This is a genomic window from Streptomyces sp. NK08204 (assembly GCF_020400585.1).
GTDB lineage: Bacteria > Actinomycetota > Actinomycetes > Streptomycetales > Streptomycetaceae > Streptomyces.
In genome coordinates this window covers 42,968-59,328 of record NZ_JAINVF010000024.1, presented here as the reverse complement: position 1 = coordinate 59,328, position 16,361 = coordinate 42,968, and the positions used below count along the sequence as shown (strand labels likewise).

Here is a 16,361-nt window from a genome sequence, read left to right as displayed (position 1 = left end):
GCCTTGACCACATTGACCAAGGAGGCCGGTGCTCCCGTCCCGGCCGGTGCCGGTCCCCTGCTGTCGGTGCGGGACCTGCACGTCAGCTTCCGGACCGAGGACGGCGTCGTACGGGCCGTGGACGGGCTCTCCTTCGACCTGGAGCGCGGCAGGACGCTCGGCATCGTGGGGGAGTCGGGCTCGGGCAAGTCGGTGACGAACCTGACGATCCTCGGCCTGCACAACCCCATGTTCGCCACCGTCGAGGGCGAGATCCTGCTGGACGGCCAGGAACTGACCACCGCCCGGGAGTCCGAGCTGGAGAAGCTGCGCGGCAACAAGGTCGCCATGATCTTCCAGGATCCGCTCACCGCGCTCTCCCCCTACTACACCGTCGGCCGCCAGATCGCCGAGCCGTACATGAAGCACAACGGCGCCTCCAAGAAGGCGGCCTGGGAACGCGCGGTGGAGATGCTCGGCAAGGTGGGCATCCCCAACCCGAGGGAGCGGGCGAAGGACTACCCGCACCAGTTCTCGGGCGGCATGCGGCAGCGCGCGATGATCGCCATGGCGCTGGTCTGCGATCCGGACCTGCTGATCGCCGACGAACCGACGACGGCCCTGGACGTGACGGTCCAGGCACAGATCCTGGACCTGCTCAAGGACCTGCAACAGGAGTTCGGCTCGGGCATCGTCTTCATCACCCACGACCTGGGGGTGATCGCCGACATGGCCGACGACATCATGGTGATGTACGCGGGCAGCGCGGTGGAGCGGGGCACGGTCGACGAGGTACTGCGAGCGCCCCAACACCCCTACACATGGGGCCTGTTGAACTCGATGCCGCGTCTCGACTCCGACCTCGGCGCCCCGCTGGCCCCGATCCCGGGCACCCCGCCCTCGCTGCTCACGCCGCCGTCCGGCTGCCGCTTCCACCCGCGCTGCACCTTCCAGGACCGGGTGGAGGGCAGGAACCGCTGCGTCACCGACCGCCCCCTGCTGGCCCCCGACCGGGCCTCGGCCTGCCATCTCACCGCCGACCAGAAGCGGACCATCTTCATCGAGGAGATCAAGCCCCGACTGGGGTAGGTCGTGAGTGGTCCATCACTCGTCCATCACTCGTCCATCACTCGTCCATCAGTCGTCCTAGGAGGACACCGTCATGAAAGAGGACCTGGTCCTCCCGGTCCCCCGGGAACGGACCGCCGACCCGGACGGGGAGCCGCTGCTGAAGGTCACCGGGCTGACCAAGCACTTCCCGGTCAAGGGCGGCTTCCCGGTCCGCCGCACGGTCGGCCATGTCCAGGCCGTCGACGGCATCGACCTGACCGTGCACGCCGGCGAGAGCTTCGGGCTGGTGGGGGAGTCTGGCTGCGGCAAGTCGACCACGGGCCGCCTGATCACGCGCCTGCTGGAGCCCACGGCCGGCGCCATCGCCTACCGCGGCCGGGACATCAGCCACGCCACCCGCAAGCAGCTGGCACCCATCCGCTCCGAGATCCAGATGATCTTCCAGGATCCGTACTCGTCCCTGAACCCCCGCCAGACGGTCGGCAAGATCATCTCCGGCCCGATGGAGATCAACGACATCCAGCCCGAGGGCGGCCGTGAGAGGCGCGTCCGCGAACTCCTGGAGATCGTCGGCCTGAACCCCGAGCACTACAACCGCTTCCCGCACGAGTTCTCCGGCGGCCAGCGGCAACGCATCGGTGTGGCAAGGGCGTTGGCCCTGGAACCGAAGCTGATCGTGGCCGACGAGCCGGTCTCCGCCCTGGACGTCTCGATCCAGGCCCAGGTGGTGAACCTGCTCCAGAAGGTGCAGCGAGAGCTGGGCATCGCGTTCCTCTTCATCGCCCACGACCTGGCCGTCGTACGCCACTTCTCGCAACGCGTGGCGGTGATGTACCTCGGCAAGATCATCGAAGTGGGCGACCGCGAATCGATCTACGCCCGCCCTCGCCACCCCTACACCCACGCCCTGCTCTCCGCGGTCCCCGAGGTGAACCTCACGGACGGCGACGCCCCGGCCCGCGAACGCATCCGCCTGGCCGGTGACGTCCCGTCCCCCATCTCCCCGCCCTCCGGCTGCCGGTTCCGCACGCGCTGCTGGAAGGCGCAGGACAGGTGCGCGACGGAGGAACCGCCGTTGGTGCAGATCTCCGGAAACCACGAGGGCCACCTGACGGCCTGCCACTTCCCTGAGGACCCGACGACCGAGGCACGGGACGAGGACATCGTGCTGGACCCGGCGCTGGCGGCCCTGGAGGAGTCCTCGGAGGACTGAGGACCTGGCCGGGCGATCACAGGCGGAGCATCCGGAAGCGACTGCCCGGTGCCGTGACCGCCATCGGCTCGCCGGATCGCTCGGTCGGGCGTCCTGCGCCCACCGAGGGTCCGGACAGGCCGGGCCGAGCCGGTCGACCCGGTGGACCAGCTGACCGCGCCCCCATGTCCGACCCGTCCGGGTCCCGCCGCTGCCGACTCGGTGGGCGGCTGGTCAAGACGCCGGCCGCTGGAACGTCGCTGCTCGGCGGCCGAGGGAAGCGAGGGTGAAGAGCAGCCCGCCGGCCATGAAGAACGGCTCGTACAGCAAGGTCGCGAACCGGCTCATCGCGTCCAGACCGGAGGCCGCACGAGTACCGACGGCCAAGGCCACCCAGTCCGGAACGGACGGTGCGGCGTGCAGGAGCAGCAGTGCGGCAGTGCCCCAGAGGCCTGCGGTGAGCAATCTGGTTGACGATGTCGGACAGAGCACTGGCTACGACGTGCCCGTCCGGTCAGGCACGCACCTGGCCGAGGGGCCGGGCAACGGTGATGATCTCCGGGCTGGCGGGGGTGAGCGGCCCCCGTCCCCAGTCGCCGTACTGTGCCACCACGGCCAGTCCTGCCTCGGTGAGGAAGCGTTTCAGCGTCTCGGCGTCCAGGAAGCGCAGGACGCTGTGGCTGACCCGCGGGGCCGGCCAGCCCTCGGCCTCGAAGGTCTCCGTGAAGTGCACCCGGTCCCGGTCCAGGCCGTCACCCTGGACCTCGTGCCACACCCTGACGGGAGTGCCGTCGGGGGTGTTGATCTCCCGGATCCGCTCGGGGGTCCAGCCCTCCCAGGCGCGGGCCGCGGGGTTGCGCGTCTCGAACACGAACCGGCCCCCGTCGGCGAGCGCCGCCCGTACCGCCCGCAGACAACCGCGGATCTCGTCGTCCGTCACCAGCGCCTGGAAGGCGTGTCCGGTCATGACGGCCAGCTCGAACTCGCCCCGCCAGCACCGCACTCGGGTGTCCCCGAGCACCCATTCGACGTCCGGGGCTGCCTGCCGGGCCTGCACGAGCATGGCCGCGGCCGGATCGAGCCCCACCAGTCGGCCCTGATGTCCTTCGGCCCGCGCCCGGCGCAACAACCGTCCCGTGCCGCAACCGATGTCCAGCACGGAGCCGGCCTCTCTCACCAGACTCAGGTAGAAGCCGTCGCACGGCGCCCAGGGGTTGAGGCGGTCGTACAGCGCGGCGAGTGAGAGATCGGCGTACGAGTGATCAACCACTGCGGCAGTTTGCCACACGTTATTGAACGACGGGTCAGGATTCGGTCAGTTCACGGGTGAGTGATGTGCTCAGGGCTTCGACGAAGCGGGTGAAAGTGTGGGTGGGGAAGGTGAGAGTGGCTCGGGCGGGGGCCTTTGAGTCACGGACGGCTATGTGGCTGTCCAGGTGCGCGATCTCGACGCAGGTGTTGCCATCCCCTCCGCCGGAGTACGACGACTTCTGCCAGCGGATGGCGTGGGTCATGCGGGCGCCTCACAGTTCCTTGGTCAAACGGTGGATGAAATCCCGTGATCCCACGGGGTCCAGTGCGGACTTCCCCACCTTATGGAGCAGAGCCCGGAAGCGCGCCAGTTGTGATTCGGCATCGATGAATGCGGTGCCATGAGGTGCGTCGCGAAGCACCGTGTCCAGACGGGGAAGCGGACCGCCCACGTACATCATCTCGATTCCCGCCCCAGCGAACCCCTGGTGTGTGAAGGGGATGACGCGTACCGTTGCGTGCCCGCGCTCGATTGCCCGCAGGAGTTCGAGTAGTTGAGCTTGAGCGGTGCGGCGATCCGACACCATGATGCGCAGTGCCGCCTCATGGATGATCGTCTCGTAGGGGATGGGGACGGCACGTTCCAGTACGGACCTGCGGCGCATCCGGTGTTCGACCCGCGGGTTCAGTTCGCTCTCCGGTAGCTCCGGAACCATGTAGCCGAAGACAGCGCGGGCGTAGTCCGGAGTCTGGAGCATGCCCGGAACGTGACTGGTGACGACCTCACGCAGGAACGTGCCATGGTGCTCCGTCTCTGCGACGTCCAGGAAGACCGGTGGGAGCACGCCCCGGTACTCCTCCCACCAGCCTTGTGTGCGATCGGTGGCCATGGCGACCAGGGCCTCGATCAACGCCCCGTCATCGCAGGCGTAGTGCGCGGCGAGGCGCCGTACACGCTCTTCGCTGGCGCCCGCGAGACCGGCTTCGACTTGGCTCATCTGGGCCGAGGTGGAACTGAGCAACGCTGCCACCTCTCGTGCCTTCAGGCCGGCCGATTCCCTCAGCCTGCGCAACTCGGTACCCAGGCGCACCTGACGTGCCGTGGGTTGGTTTCTCGGCGCCATATGCCCTCCAGGACCTCAACCGCCCTGCGCTCCTGCTTCGTTCGGGGGCAGATTACGCGACCGGCTTGCGCGAGCAAAAATTTTTGCCCTACCGTCGGTGACGTACCGCACACGCAGCGGAAGCGCACCGCTCCGCCGTGCCATGACGGCTGCGGCAAGGCCACCGTGCGTGAAATCCCTTACCGGTGAACGGAGTTGACGCATGCCTGAAACCTGGGACTACACCCTCTACGTGCCCAACGACCTGAGAGCGGTGACGATCTGCCGTCGGACCCTGCGTCTGATCCTCACGGTGCACGGACTGATCGGACTCACCGACACGGCGGAGCTGCTCGCGGCCGAGTTGGTCTCGAACGCCGTGCGGCACACGAAGGGGCCGGCGGCGCTCAGGGTGCGGCGCAGCCAGGAGGGGATGGTGTGGATCGGGGCGTGGGACACGGACCCCGAGCCGCCTGAGCCGCCGGTGCCGTTGGAGCAGGTGGGGGATGGGGAGGAAGGGCGAGGGCTCGGGCTGGTGGCGGCGTGCGCGGAGTACTGGGGCTGGCAGCCGTCGGCCCGGTTCGGCAACCGGGGGAAGTTCGTGTGGTGTGAACTCGTGGTGGCGTAGCTCGTTGATCGCGTCGTGGTGGGTACTGCACGCCCCCGCGTCAGGACAGGGCGAGGACGCAGAACTCGTGGCCCTCCGGGTCGGCCATGCATGTCCACGGGGCGTCGCCCTGGCCCACGTCGAGGTCGGTGGCGCCGAGGGCCCGCAGCCGGGCCACCTCCGCCGCCTTGTCGTCACCGGGGTAGGGCAGCAGGTCAAGATGGATGCGGTCCGGCACGGTCTTCACGTCGGGCGTGCGGAGGAACTCCAGATACGGACCGACCCCCTTGGCGGAGCGCAACACCGCGTGATCGTCGGTCACCTCGTGCAGGGTCCAGTCCAGCGCCTCGCCCCAGAACCGGGCCATGGCCCGCGGGTCCGTGCAGTCGACCAGCACCACGGCGATCGGCCCGGTGTCCCGGTGGATCTCCCGAGGCTCCAGCACACAGAACTCGTTGCCCTCGGGGTCGGCGAGCACCGTCCACGGCACATCGTCCTGGCCCACGTGGACGGGCGTCGCACCGAGAGCCTCGAGGCGAGCGATCAGCTCCGCCTGATGGGCCGCAGAGGTGGTGGCGAGATCGAGGTGCACACGGTTCTTCGTCGCTGTCTTGGGTTCCGGGACGGGGACGACGTTGATGCCGAGCGCGACCGGGTCCGGCCACACGAGGCCGCCGGCGGGGCCGACGTAAGTGGTCACGCCGGGGCTGTAAGCACTCCAGCCGAGCGCCTCCGCCCAGAACCGGCCGACCGCCGGGGCGTCAAGGGCCTTCATGTTCACGTGAACGGGTCGCAGCGCCATGCCGGTGATCCTATGCGCCTGCGCGACGCGGTCACCTGCGCGTCGACCTTGCCGCTGGTGAGCTGCGTCCGCGACGCGCCTGGAGCCGATGGGCCGATGCAACGAAAAGGGCCCGCGCATCCGAAGATGTGCGGGCCCTCGTTCCCCTGGATCGGACGTTCATGGGCTCGGGTCAATGGGCCGGTGAAAGTCCGTTCCGCAGGCGGCGGCTGACGGAAAAGGGGTGTGTCAGGCCGCCGTCTCGGGGTCCTTGGAGAGACGGGGGGCCGGAACGGTGTCCGCCGTCTCCGGGTAGTGGCAGGCGGTGAGGTGGCCGGGCTTGTTGCCCTCCACCTGGACGAGCGGCGGGGCCTCCGACGCGCACTTCTCCGTCGCCTTCCAGCAGCGGGTGCGGAAGCGGCAGCCGGAGGGCGGATTGATCGGGGACGGGACGTCGCCGGTCAGGCGGATGCGCTCGCGCTGCCCCCCGTCCACCGTGGCCTCGGGCACGGCGGAGAGCAGGGCCCGGGTGTAGGGGTGGCGCGGGTTGCCGTAGAGGTCCTCGCGGTCGGCGATCTCCACGATCTTGCCCAGGTACATGACCGCGACGCGCTGCGAGAAGTGCCGCACGATCGCGAGGTCGTGGGCGATGAACACGAACGCGATGCCGAGTTCCTTCTGGACCTTCTGGAGCAGGTTGACGACCTGCGCCTGGATGGAGACGTCCAGGGCCGAGACCGGCTCGTCGGCGACGATCAGCTTCGGCTCCAGGGCGAGCGCGCGGGCGACACCGATGCGCTGGCGCTGACCGCCGGAGAACTCGTGCGGGAAGCGGTTGTAGTGCTCGGGGTTCAGGCCGACGATCTCCAGGAGTTCGCGGACGCGCTTCTCGCGGCCACCCTCCGGGTTGATGCCGTTGATCTCCATCGGGCCGGAGATGATCTTGCCGACCGTGTGCCGCGGGTTCAGCGAGGCGTACGGGTCCTGGAAGATCATCTGGATCTCGGACCGGATCGGCGCCAGCTGCTTGCGGTTGGCGTGCGTGATGTCCTGGCCGCGGTACTTGATGGCGCCGGCCGTGGGCTCCAGCAGGCGGGTGATCAGGCGGCCCGTGGTCGACTTGCCACAGCCGGACTCGCCGACCAGGCCGAGGCTCTCGCCCTCGGAGACCTGGAAGTCGAGCCCGTCGACGGCCTGGACGGCCCCGACCGTGCGGCGGATCGGGAACCCGCCCTTGATCGGGAAGTGCTTGGTCAGCCCGGAGACGTCCAGGAGGGGAGTGGTGCTGCTCATGGTCGTGAAAATCCCGTCTCTTTACGTCAGTGGGCCTTGGCGACCGAGTCGGCGAAGAACTCGCTGCGCTGCTTGTCCGTCAGGTGGCAGGCGTTGCCACGTCCGTCCACGATCTCCAGCAGCGGGCGCTCCGTGGAGCACTTGCCACCCTCGACCTTGTCGGCGAAGGCACAGCGCGGGTGGAAACGGCAGCCGGACGGCGGGTTCAGCAGCGAGGGCGGCGAGCCCGGGATCGGGGTCAGCGGCACGTCGACCGAGCCCTCGAGGCTCGGCATCGAGCCCAGCAGACCGTAGGTGTACGGGTGCTGCGGGGTGCGCAGCACCTCCTCCTTGGTGCCGCGCTCCACGCACCGGCCGCCGTACATCACCAGCACCTCGTCGGCGATGTCCGCGATCACACCCAGGTCGTGGGTGATGAAGATGATCGAGGTGCCGAACTCCTGCTGGAGGTCCTTGAGCAGGTCCATGATCTGGGCCTGGACCGTCACGTCGAGGGCGGTGGTCGGCTCGTCGGCGATCAGCAGCTTGGGGTCGCAGACCAGGGCCATGGCGATCATCGCGCGCTGGCGCATACCGCCGGAGAACTCGTGCGGGTAGTTGTCCACCCGGCTGTCCGGCTGCGGGATGCCCACCCGGCGCAGCATCTCGATCGCCCGCGCCCGGGCCTCCTGCTTGGAGGCACCGGTGTGCTTGCGGTAGACCTCGCCGATCTGCATGCCGATGGTGTGGTACGGCGACAGCGAGGCCAGGGCGTCCTGGAAGATCATCGCCATCTTGTTGCCGCGCAGCTTCTCGAGCGTCTTCTCCGGCGCGCCGTTCAGCTCTTCGCCGTCCAGCTCGATGGAGCCCTCGACCTTGGTGCTGTCGGGGTTGTGCAGGCCCAGGATGGTCAGGTTGGTGACCGACTTCCCCGACCCCGACTCACCCACGATGCCCAGGGTCTTGCCGCGTGCCAGGTCGAAGGACAGGCCGTCGACGGCCTTGACGACGCCGTCCTCGGTCGAGAAGTGCACCTTCAGGTCCTTGATGGACAGGAAGGGCTGCGAATCGGTGCTCGTCACGGGGACGCTCCAGAGGGGGGTGATGCGGGGTAGCTGGTGGAGGGGCGGGGTCAGGCGAGCCGGATCCGCGGGTCGATCAGGGCGTAGACGGCGTCGACGATGATGTTGGCGATCACCACGAAGGCCGCGGTGATGATCATGACGCCGAGGAGCATCGGGAGGTCGTTCGTCAGCACCGACTTCACCGCGAGCATGCCGAGGCCCTGGAGGCTGAAGGTCTTCTCGGTGATCATCGCGCCACCGAGCAGGACACCCATGTCGATACCGAAGATGGTGACGATCGGGCCCATCGCGCCGCGCCAGGCGAAGCGGAAGAAGACGTTACGGCTGGACATGCCCTTGGCGCGGGCGGTGCGGACGTAGTCCTCGCTCAGCGTCTCGACCAGCTGGGAGCGGGTCATACGGGTGTAGTTGGCGGTCCAGATCAGCGCCAGGACCAGCCAGGGCACGAGCAGCCCGTTGAACCAGGCAGCCGGGTCGTCGCTGAAGGGGGTGTACGAGGGCTGGTCCAGCAGCTGCCACTGGTACACGAGGAAGTACAGGGCGACCGGGCCGACGAAGTAGATCTGCATCGACGAGGCGATCAGCGAGGAGGAGCTGGCGATCTTGTCGACGGCCTTGCCCTGCTTCACGGCGGCGAGCATGCCGATGCCGAAGATGAGGAAGACGACCGCGGAACCGATGGCCAGGGAGAACGTCGTCGGGAAGCGGTCCCAGACCGTGCCGAGGACGGGCTGGCGGTTGATGAACGAGTAGCCCAGGCACGGGGCGTTGCAGTGGCCGAAGCCGGCGTAGTCGCGGCCCATGAAGATCGCCGACAGCCAGTGCCAGTACTGGACGGGCAGCGGGTCTGAAATTCCCATGTTGTGCCGGATCACGTCGAGCGTCTCCGGCGTGCAGACCTTGCCGCAGGCGATACGAGCCGGATCGCGCGGCACCGCGTAGAAGAGCATGAACGTGACCGCGCTGATGATCAGCAGCGTGATCGCGGCGCCGAAGAGTCGGCGGACGAGGAAGCGAAGCATGGGGGTTGGCTTTCCTGGGAGGGCCGTCGAACGGAACGGGCCGGGCCGGGGTGACCGGAGGCCCGGTGGACGAGCCGAGGGTGGGGCGGCAGGTCGCCGCCCCACCTCTCAGGGTTGGATCAGGCCTTGACGTACATCTTGTAGAGCATGCAGCCGTCGAAGTTCGGGTCCATCTTCACGTTGCCGAGCTTCGAGCCGTGGATGTACAGGCGCTTCATGTACACGTCCGGGATGAACGCGCCCAGCGCGGTGACCTGCTTGTCCAGAGCGGCCCACATCTCGTTGGCCTTGTTCTGGTCCGTCTCCGCCGTCGCGGCCTTGATGGCGGCGTCGACGTCGGCGTTCTTCAGGTGGCAGTAGTTGGTGCCCTCGTCGCGGATCTGGTCGCCCTGGAACAGCGGCTGGAAGACCGAGAAACCGGTCGGCCAGTCGGCGGACCAGCCACCCCAGTAGATGTCGTACTGGTTGTCGATCTTGCCGACCTGGTCGTACCAGGTGGTGGAGTCGATGCCCTTGGTGACGACCTCGAAGCCGGCCGCCTTCAGGGCGTTCTCGACGATGACCTTGATCTTCGCCTGGGTCGGGTCGTTCTGGTACGCGTAGACGATCTTGGTGCCGAGCTTGCCGGCCTTCTTCAGGATCGCCTTCGCCGCCGCCGGGTCACCGGCGGGCTTCGCCAGCTTGCCCCAGACGTCCTGCGCCTTGTAACCGGCGACCAGCGGGCTCATGATGCCGGTCGCGTAGTCACCGCGGTGCTCGCCACCCTGCAGCTGGCGGATGCCGGCGGTCGGCCAGGCACGGATGATGGCCTCGCGGACCTTGATGTCCGTGATGCGGGTCTGGTTGATCCAGTAGACGCTGGTGCCGCTGCTCAGGTCCTCGAAGAGACGGTCCTTGGCCTTGGCGGTGGCCTGCATGACCTTCTCCTGCGGAACGGTGCGCCAGGAGACGGCGTACTGGTCCGGGCCGACATCGGCGATCAGACGGTCGGCCGCGGTGGCCTGCTCGATGCCGAAGGTGAAGTCGAACTCGTCCGGGTAGGCGTTGCGGATCGGGTCCGTGTTCGGGTCCCAGTGCTCGTTGCGGACCAGCACCATCGACTTGTCGGTGGTGTGCGACTTGATCTTGTAAGGACCGTTGGAGAACGGCTTCTTGTCGTAGTCCTGCTTGGTGTCGTGCTTCACCGGGGTCGGCGCGTAGGAGTGCATCGCGAGGACGTAGTTGAAGTCCGGACGCGCCTCGGAGAGGTGGAAGGTGACGGTCTTCCCGCTCGTCACGATCGACTTCAGGTGCTTGCCCTTGAAGGGACCGGGGTACGACTTGCGGTAGTCCTGCGAGCCCACCAGCCAGTTCTGGACGTACGAGGCGCCCTCGGTGATGAAGTTGGCGAAGGCACGCTCGAAGCCGTGGCGGACGTCGTCGACGGTGACGTCGGAGCCGTCCTCCCACTTGATGCCGTCCTTCAGGGTGAAGGACCAGGTCTTGCCGCCGTCCTTCATGGTGCCCGTGTCGGTGGCGAGGTCGCCGACCAGGGTCATGGAGCCGTCGTCGGCGACCTTGTAGCCGGTCAGGGTGCGGGAGAGGACGACCGCGGCCAGCGAGTTCCAGGCGTAGTAGACGCGCTGCGGGTCGAGGTGCGAGAAGTCGTCGTCGTTCAGCAGGGAGACCTTGCCGCCCTTCTTGGCACCGGTGACCTCCGGAGCCGGGCCCTTGGAGTCCTCCGCCGTACCGATCTTGACGGTGGTCGTGTGGGCCTTGGCCGCTTCCTGCTTGCCGGTCTTGTTGCCGCTGCTGGAGTTGCTGCTGCTGCACGCGGTCAGCACGGAGCCGGAGGCAGCGGCAACACCGGTGGCTATCAGGAAGTTTCTGCGCGAGAAGGACATCGCATCCTGCCTTGAAGTGAGTTGATGAGACAGATCCGGCACCCCGGCATGCTTGCCGTGGTCCTGAAGAGAGCCGGGATCAGCGCTTGGTCTTCGGGTCGAGCGCGTCGCGCACCGAGTCACCGAGGAGGTTGAACGCCAGGACGAAGACCACCATCGCGATGCCGGGGAAGCACAGGAAGGTGAGGTCGTTCTGGTAGAACTGGGCGGCATACCCGATCATGACGCCCCAGTCGGGGGTCGGGTCCGACATACCGACGCCGAGGAAGGCGAGACCCGCTTCCGTGGTGACCATCGTCGGGAGCAGGAGCGTGCCCTGGATCAGGATCGGTGTCCACAGGTTGGGCAGCAGCTCCTTGAAGATGATGCGTGCCGGAGACGCACCCGTGACCTTGGCGGCCTCGACGAACTCCCTCTCGCGCAGGGCCAGCACCTGGCCGCGCAGCAGCCGGGCGATGGAGGCCCAGCCGAAGACGGTCAGCAGCGAGACCAGGGAGACCACGATGAGCCAGGTCGGCGTGTTCTCGTCCGGGGCCACGAACAGGGCCAGGACCACAGGCGTGAAGGCCACGAAGAACAGCTGCTGCGGGAAGGCGAGCAGGATGTCGATGACCCGGCCGAGGAACCAGTCCGTCTTGCCGCCCACATAGCCGGCGGTGACACCGATGACCACACCGACGAGCATGGCGAGGATGGTGATCGCGGTGGCGATCAGCAGCGAGTTGCGGATCCCGTACAGCAGGAACGTGAAGACGTCACGGCCGAGCTGCGGGTCGAGGCCGAACCAGTAGTCGCTGGAGATACCGCCGTTGGCACCTATCGGGAGGCCGTTGTCAGCCATCAGGCCGTTGTTCATGCCGTAGGTGGTGTACGGGTCCTTGCCGTACAGCTTCGCGATGAGCGGCGCTGCCAGCGCGATCACGAAGAACGCGATCACGATGATCGCCGAGATCACGCCCGTGCGGTCCCGCTTGAAACGGCGCCAAGCCAGCTGTCCCGGGGACCTGCTCTCGTTGCCCTTCGAGCCGGGAGAAGAGGTCGTCTTCTCTACGGTCTCGTCGGTGACCTCAAGCGGGGCAGCCGCAGATGAAGTTGGGGGGGTCATGGTGCTCCTGGCCCAAGGGAGGGTCTGATGACTCCGCAGGGCGCTCCCCTACGGGCTACGCCGGACTTTTTCAACGCAATTCATTCAAGGTCAATAAATTCTCGGTCGACTTGGTCTGCTCTTTACCTTCTTGATCATCACTTGACCATTCCGTATCTACGCAGGTAGGGCCCTGTAATCAATTCGTGCTTCACATCGGACTTACGGGGCATATCGGTCAATGAGTTCGATATGCGGACGGTGACGTGTCGAAATGCGTACAACGCCACGTCCGAATCCAACGTTTCGGCATCGTTACGCGGAGATCCATTGCGCCTCGGATGCAAGATCCACAAGGTCCGCCCGGACGGCCGCCCGCATTCGGATGACGTGTCCCCCTAAAGGCCCCCCAATCGGGCCCCGGGCATGCGCCATGCCCCCTGTGACCGGATATTGACCGGTAACGGGTCATTCATCACGAGGAGGCACGCCATGCGGGGAATCACGCACGCCCGGTGGGCCGCCGGCGCGGTGGCGGTGGCGTTCGCCGCCACGGGCTGCGGCGGGGGCGGCGGTTCGAGCAGCGGCGGCGGAAACGGCACAGCGGTGCTGAGCGCCTCCTGGGGCGACCCGCAGAACCCGCTGGAGCCGGCCAACACCAACGAGGTGCAGGGCGGCAAGGTCCTCGACATGGTCTTCCGGGGGCTGAAGAAGTACGACCCGAAGACCGGCAAGGCCCAGAACATGCTCGCCGAGTCCATCGACACCAAGGACTCGAAGAACTTCACCGTCAGACTCAAGGACGGCTGGACCTTCTCCAACGGCGAGAAGGTGACCGCCGGCTCCTTCGTGGACGCCTGGAACTACGGGGCGAGCCTGAAGAACAACCAGAAGAACGCCTACTTCTTCGGTTACATCGACGGTTACGACAAGGTCCACCCCGACAACGGCACCCAGAGCGCCGACACCCTGTCCGGGCTGAAGGTCGTGGACGCCCGCACCTTCACCGTCAGGCTCAACCAGAAGTTCTCCGGCTTCCCGGACACTCTCGGCTACGCCGCCTTCGCCCCGCTGCCCCGCGCCTTCTTCACCGACCACGCGGGCTGGCTGAAGAAGCCCGTCGGCGACGGCCCGTACACCATCGAGTCCTATACGAAGGGCTCCCAGATGTCCCTGAAGAAGTGGGACGGCTACCCCGGCGACGACAAGCCGCGCAACGGCGGCGTGACACTGAAGGTGTACACCGACAGCAACACCGCCTACACGGACCTGATGGCCGGCAACCTCGACCTCGTCGACGACGTGCCCGCGGCCCAGCTGAAGAACGTCAGGAACGACCTGGGCGACCGCTACATCAACACCCCGGCCGGCATCATCCAGACCCTCGCCTTCCCCTACTACGACAAGGCGTGGAACAAGCCGGGCTCGGAGAAGGTCCGCACCGGTCTGTCCATGGCCATCGACCGCAAGCAGATCACCGACACGATCTTCAACAAGACCCGCACCCCCGCCACCGACTGGACCTCCCCGGTGCTCGGCACACAGGGCGGCTACAAGGCCGGCCTGTGCGGCAAGGCCTGCGAGCACAACCCCACCGAGGCCAGGAAGCTGATCCGGGAGGGCGGCGGCATCCCCGGCGGCCAGGTCAAGATCACGTACAACGCGGACACGGGCTCGCACAAGGAGTGGGTGGACGCCGTGTGCCACTCCATCAACAACGCCCTCGGCAACGACCGGGCCTGCGTCGGCAACCCCGTGGGCACCTTCGCCGACTTCCGCAACCAGATCGGCCAGCACAGGATGAAGGGCCCGTTCCGGGCGGGCTGGCAGATGGACTACCCACTCATCCAGAACTTCCTCCAGCCGCTCTACTACACCAACGCCTCCTCCAACGACGGCAAGTGGTCCGACAAGAAGTTCGACGAGCTCGTCGACAACGCCAACGCCGAGACCGACACCGCCAAGGCCGTCACCGGCTTCCAGAAGGCCGAGGAGGTCGTCCGGGACAACATGGCGGCCATCCCGCTCTGGTACCAGAACGGCAGCGCGGGCTACTCCCAGCGCCTGTCCGACGTGGCCCTCAACCCGTTCAGCGTCCCCGTCTACAACGAGATCAAGGTCGGCTGAGCCGCCATGGGGCGCTATGTCGTCCGGCGACTGCTCCAGATGATCCCGGTGTTCGTCGGGTCCACCCTGCTGATCTTCCTCATGGTGAACGTGATGGGCGACCCCATCGCGGGCCTGTGCGGCGAGCGGGCCTGCGACCCGGCGACGGCCGCCCAGCTGAAGCGGGAGTTCGGCTTGGACAAGCCGGTCTGGCAGCAGTACCTCACCTACATGGGGAACGTCTTCACCGGGGACTTCGGTACGGCGTTCAACGGTCAGAAGGTCACCGAGCTGATGTCGACCGCGTTTCCCGTCACCGTCCGGCTGACCGTCGTGGCCATCCTCTTCGAGATCGTCATCGGCATCACACTCGGCGTCCTGACCGGCCTGCGGCGCGGCCGGCCCGTCGACACCGGAGTGCTGCTCACCACCCTGGTCGTGATCTCCGTGCCCACCTTCGTCACCGGTCTGCTGCTCCAGCTGCTGCTCGGCGTCGAATGGGGCTGGATCAGACCCTCCGTGTCCCCGGACGCCGCCTTCGGTGAGCTGATCCTGCCCGGACTGGTGCTGGCCTCCGTCTCGCTCGCCTACGTCACCCGCCTCACCCGCACCTCCATCGCGGAGAACAGACGGTCCGACTACGTCCGTACGGCCATCGCCAAGGGCCTGCCCCGGCGCCGGGTCGTCACCCGGCACCTGCTGCGCAACTCACTGATCCCCGTGGTCACCTTCATCGGCGCCGACATCGGCGCGCTGATGGGCGGCGCGATCGTCACCGAGCGGATCTTCAACATCCACGGCGTCGGCTACCAGCTGTACCAGGGCATCCTGCGGCAGAACACGCAGACGGTCGTCGGCTTCGTGACGGTCCTCGTCCTCGTCTTCCTGGTCGCGAACCTCCTCGTCGACCTCCTGTACGCCGTACTCGACCCGAGGATCCGCTATGCGTGAACAGCCGCACGAACCCGACGGGGCGATCGCCGGCACCGGCATGGGAGGTGCCATGGACCTGGCGGCGAGCGAGGCGACGACGCTGCGTAAGACACCGGGGGGCCCACAGGGCACGGGTCCGGCCGGCAAACCCCGCTCGCTGTGGTCCGACGCATGGCGGGACCTGCGCCGCGACCCGGTCTTCCTGATCTCCGCCCTCGTCATCCTCTTCCTGGTCTTCATCTCCCTGTGGCCCTCGGCGATCGCCTCCGGCAGTCCCCTCACGTGCGACCTCGCCAGGGCCCAGCAGGGCCCCGGGCCGGGCCATCCCTTCGGCTACGACGGCCAGGGCTGCGACGTCTACACACGGACCGTCTACGGGGCCCGTACGTCCGTCACGGTGGGCGTGTGCGCCACCCTGGGCGTCGCCCTGCTCGGGTCGGTCCTGGGCGGCCTCGCGGGCTACTTCGGCGGGATCTGGGACTCGGTCCTGTCCCGGGTCACCGACATCTTCTTCGCCATCCCGGTCGTCCTCGGCGGCCTCGTCCTCCTCTCCGTGGTGACCAGCAACACGGTCTGGCCGGTCATCGGGGTCATGGTGCTCCTCGGCTGGCCGCAGATCGCCCGCATCGCACGCGGGTCGGTCATCACCGCCAAGCAGAACGACTACGTCCAGGCCGCCCGCGCCCTGGGCGCCGCCGACTCCCGCATCCTGCTGCGCCACATCGCCCCGAACGCCGTCGCCCCCGTGATCGTCGTGGCGACCATCGCGCTCGGCACCTACATCGCCCTGGAGGCGACCCTCTCCTACCTCGGCGTCGGCCTGAAGCCGCCCAGCGTCTCCTGGGGCATCGACATCTCCGCGGCTTCCCCCTACATCCGCAACGCCCCCCACGCGCTGCTCTGGCCCTCGGGAGCCCTGGCCATCACGGTCCTGGCCTTCATCATGCTCGGCGACGCGGTCCGCGACGCCCTCGATCCGAAGTTGAGGTGAC

At 67.5% G+C, this 16,361-nt stretch carries 16 protein-coding genes; 6 read left to right on the top strand and 10 right to left on the bottom strand.

Annotation, left to right across the window (positions count from 1 at the left end; translation table 11 throughout):
• Positions 1-3: 3 nt before the first annotated feature.
• Positions 4-1,068, top strand: a complete 1,065-nt coding sequence (locus K7G59_RS27800) for an ABC transporter ATP-binding protein (protein ID WP_225838923.1) — start codon at positions 4-6, stop codon at positions 1,066-1,068.
• Between the two features lie 73 nt (positions 1,069-1,141).
• Positions 1,142-2,263: an ABC transporter ATP-binding protein gene (locus K7G59_RS27795; protein WP_225838921.1), complete on the top strand. Its 1,122-nt coding sequence runs from the start codon at positions 1,142-1,144 to the stop codon at positions 2,261-2,263.
• 213 nt (positions 2,264-2,476) lie between these two features.
• On the opposite strand, the gene K7G59_RS27790 is transcribed toward K7G59_RS27795, so the two are convergent.
• Genes K7G59_RS27790 through K7G59_RS27775 form a run of 4 tightly spaced genes read right to left on the bottom strand, consistent with a single transcriptional unit; the run spans position 2,477 to position 4,617 of the window.
• Positions 2,477-2,734, bottom strand: a complete 258-nt coding sequence (locus tag K7G59_RS27790) for a DUF3995 domain-containing protein (RefSeq protein WP_225838919.1) — start codon at positions 2,732-2,734, stop codon at positions 2,477-2,479.
• Between the two features lie 22 nt (positions 2,735-2,756).
• Complete coding sequence (locus K7G59_RS27785) at positions 2,757-3,512, bottom strand: trans-aconitate 2-methyltransferase (protein ID WP_225838917.1); 756 nt, start codon at positions 3,510-3,512, stop codon at positions 2,757-2,759.
• A 34-nt stretch (positions 3,513-3,546) separates the two neighbouring features.
• Positions 3,547-3,756 (bottom strand): DUF397 domain-containing protein, encoded by a 210-nt coding sequence (locus tag K7G59_RS27780; protein ID WP_225838914.1) that lies wholly within the window; start codon positions 3,754-3,756, stop codon positions 3,547-3,549.
• A 9-nt stretch (positions 3,757-3,765) separates the two neighbouring features.
• Positions 3,766-4,617 (bottom strand): helix-turn-helix transcriptional regulator, encoded by an 852-nt coding sequence (locus K7G59_RS27775; RefSeq protein ID WP_225838912.1) that lies wholly within the window; start codon positions 4,615-4,617, stop codon positions 3,766-3,768.
• Between the two features lie 202 nt (positions 4,618-4,819).
• On the opposite strand from K7G59_RS27775, the gene K7G59_RS27770 reads away from it, so the two are divergent.
• Positions 4,820-5,224: an ATP-binding protein gene (locus K7G59_RS27770; protein WP_225838910.1), complete on the top strand. Its 405-nt coding sequence runs from the start codon at positions 4,820-4,822 to the stop codon at positions 5,222-5,224.
• 40 nt (positions 5,225-5,264) lie between these two features.
• Here the strand turns inward: K7G59_RS27770 and K7G59_RS27765 are convergent, their stop codons facing one another.
• From K7G59_RS27765 to K7G59_RS27740, 6 genes are all read right to left on the bottom strand, one after another.
• The gene (locus tag K7G59_RS27765) at positions 5,265-6,005 is read right to left on the bottom strand and encodes a VOC family protein (RefSeq protein ID WP_225838909.1); all 741 of its coding nucleotides are present in this window, start codon (positions 6,003-6,005) and stop codon (positions 5,265-5,267) included.
• Between the two features lie 228 nt (positions 6,006-6,233).
• Positions 6,234-7,277 carry an ABC transporter ATP-binding protein gene (locus K7G59_RS27760; RefSeq protein ID WP_225838908.1) on the bottom strand — a complete coding sequence of 348 codons (1,044 nt, stop codon included), beginning with the start codon at positions 7,275-7,277 and terminating at the stop codon, positions 6,234-6,236.
• A 26-nt stretch (positions 7,278-7,303) separates the two neighbouring features.
• Positions 7,304-8,338, bottom strand: a complete 1,035-nt coding sequence (locus tag K7G59_RS27755; RefSeq protein WP_225838907.1) for an ABC transporter ATP-binding protein — start codon at positions 8,336-8,338, stop codon at positions 7,304-7,306.
• A 50-nt stretch (positions 8,339-8,388) separates the two neighbouring features.
• On the bottom strand, positions 8,389-9,363 hold the full coding sequence (locus K7G59_RS27750) for an ABC transporter permease (protein WP_225838906.1): 975 nt from the start codon (positions 9,361-9,363) through the stop codon (positions 8,389-8,391).
• 119 nt (positions 9,364-9,482) lie between these two features.
• A complete protein-coding gene (locus tag K7G59_RS27745; protein WP_225838905.1) occupies positions 9,483-11,246 on the bottom strand; it encodes an ABC transporter substrate-binding protein in 1,764 nt (587 codons plus the stop codon).
• A gap of 79 nt (positions 11,247-11,325) precedes the next feature.
• Entirely contained in the window at positions 11,326-12,351 is a 1,026-nt protein-coding gene (locus tag K7G59_RS27740) for an ABC transporter permease (protein WP_225838902.1), read from the bottom strand.
• Between the two features lie 471 nt (positions 12,352-12,822).
• Between K7G59_RS27740 and K7G59_RS27735 the strand changes: the two genes are divergently transcribed.
• The 3 genes from K7G59_RS27735 to K7G59_RS27725 are packed head-to-tail and all read left to right on the top strand — an operon-like array spanning position 12,823 to position 16,360.
• Positions 12,823-14,457: an ABC transporter substrate-binding protein gene (locus tag K7G59_RS27735; protein ID WP_225838900.1), complete on the top strand. Its 1,635-nt coding sequence runs from the start codon at positions 12,823-12,825 to the stop codon at positions 14,455-14,457.
• 6 nt (positions 14,458-14,463) lie between these two features.
• Positions 14,464-15,387 (top strand): ABC transporter permease, encoded by a 924-nt coding sequence (locus K7G59_RS27730; RefSeq protein ID WP_225838898.1) that lies wholly within the window; start codon positions 14,464-14,466, stop codon positions 15,385-15,387.
• Complete coding sequence (locus tag K7G59_RS27725) at positions 15,380-16,360, top strand: ABC transporter permease (RefSeq protein WP_225838895.1); 981 nt, start codon at positions 15,380-15,382, stop codon at positions 16,358-16,360. The genes K7G59_RS27730 and K7G59_RS27725 overlap by 8 nt, the downstream gene beginning before the upstream one ends.
• The last annotated feature ends 1 nt before the right edge of the window (position 16,361 follow it).

Bases quoted from the DNA above. Each gene is read 5' to 3' on its own strand.
- K7G59_RS27740 (WP_225838902.1), bottom strand. From the start codon at position 12,351: ATGACCCCCCCAACTTCATCTGCGGCTGCCCCGCTTGAGGTCACCGAC.
- K7G59_RS27795 (WP_225838921.1), top strand. From the start codon at position 1,142: ATGAAAGAGGACCTGGTCCTCCCGGTCCCCCGGGAACGGACCGCCGAC.
- K7G59_RS27775 (WP_225838912.1), bottom strand. From the start codon at position 4,617: ATGGCGCCGAGAAACCAACCCACGGCACGTCAGGTGCGCCTGGGTACC.
- K7G59_RS27725 (WP_225838895.1), top strand. From the start codon at position 15,380: ATGCGTGAACAGCCGCACGAACCCGACGGGGCGATCGCCGGCACCGGC.
- K7G59_RS27780 (WP_225838914.1), bottom strand. From the start codon at position 3,756: ATGACCCACGCCATCCGCTGGCAGAAGTCGTCGTACTCCGGCGGAGGG.
- K7G59_RS27765 (WP_225838909.1), bottom strand. From the start codon at position 6,005: ATGGCGCTGCGACCCGTTCACGTGAACATGAAGGCCCTTGACGCCCCG.
- K7G59_RS27750 (WP_225838906.1), bottom strand. From the start codon at position 9,363: ATGCTTCGCTTCCTCGTCCGCCGACTCTTCGGCGCCGCGATCACGCTG.
- K7G59_RS27730 (WP_225838898.1), top strand. From the start codon at position 14,464: ATGGGGCGCTATGTCGTCCGGCGACTGCTCCAGATGATCCCGGTGTTC.
- K7G59_RS27745 (WP_225838905.1), bottom strand. From the start codon at position 11,246: ATGTCCTTCTCGCGCAGAAACTTCCTGATAGCCACCGGTGTTGCCGCT.
- K7G59_RS27735 (WP_225838900.1), top strand. From the start codon at position 12,823: ATGCGGGGAATCACGCACGCCCGGTGGGCCGCCGGCGCGGTGGCGGTG.
- K7G59_RS27770 (WP_225838910.1), top strand. From the start codon at position 4,820: ATGCCTGAAACCTGGGACTACACCCTCTACGTGCCCAACGACCTGAGA.
- K7G59_RS27760 (WP_225838908.1), bottom strand. From the start codon at position 7,277: ATGAGCAGCACCACTCCCCTCCTGGACGTCTCCGGGCTGACCAAGCAC.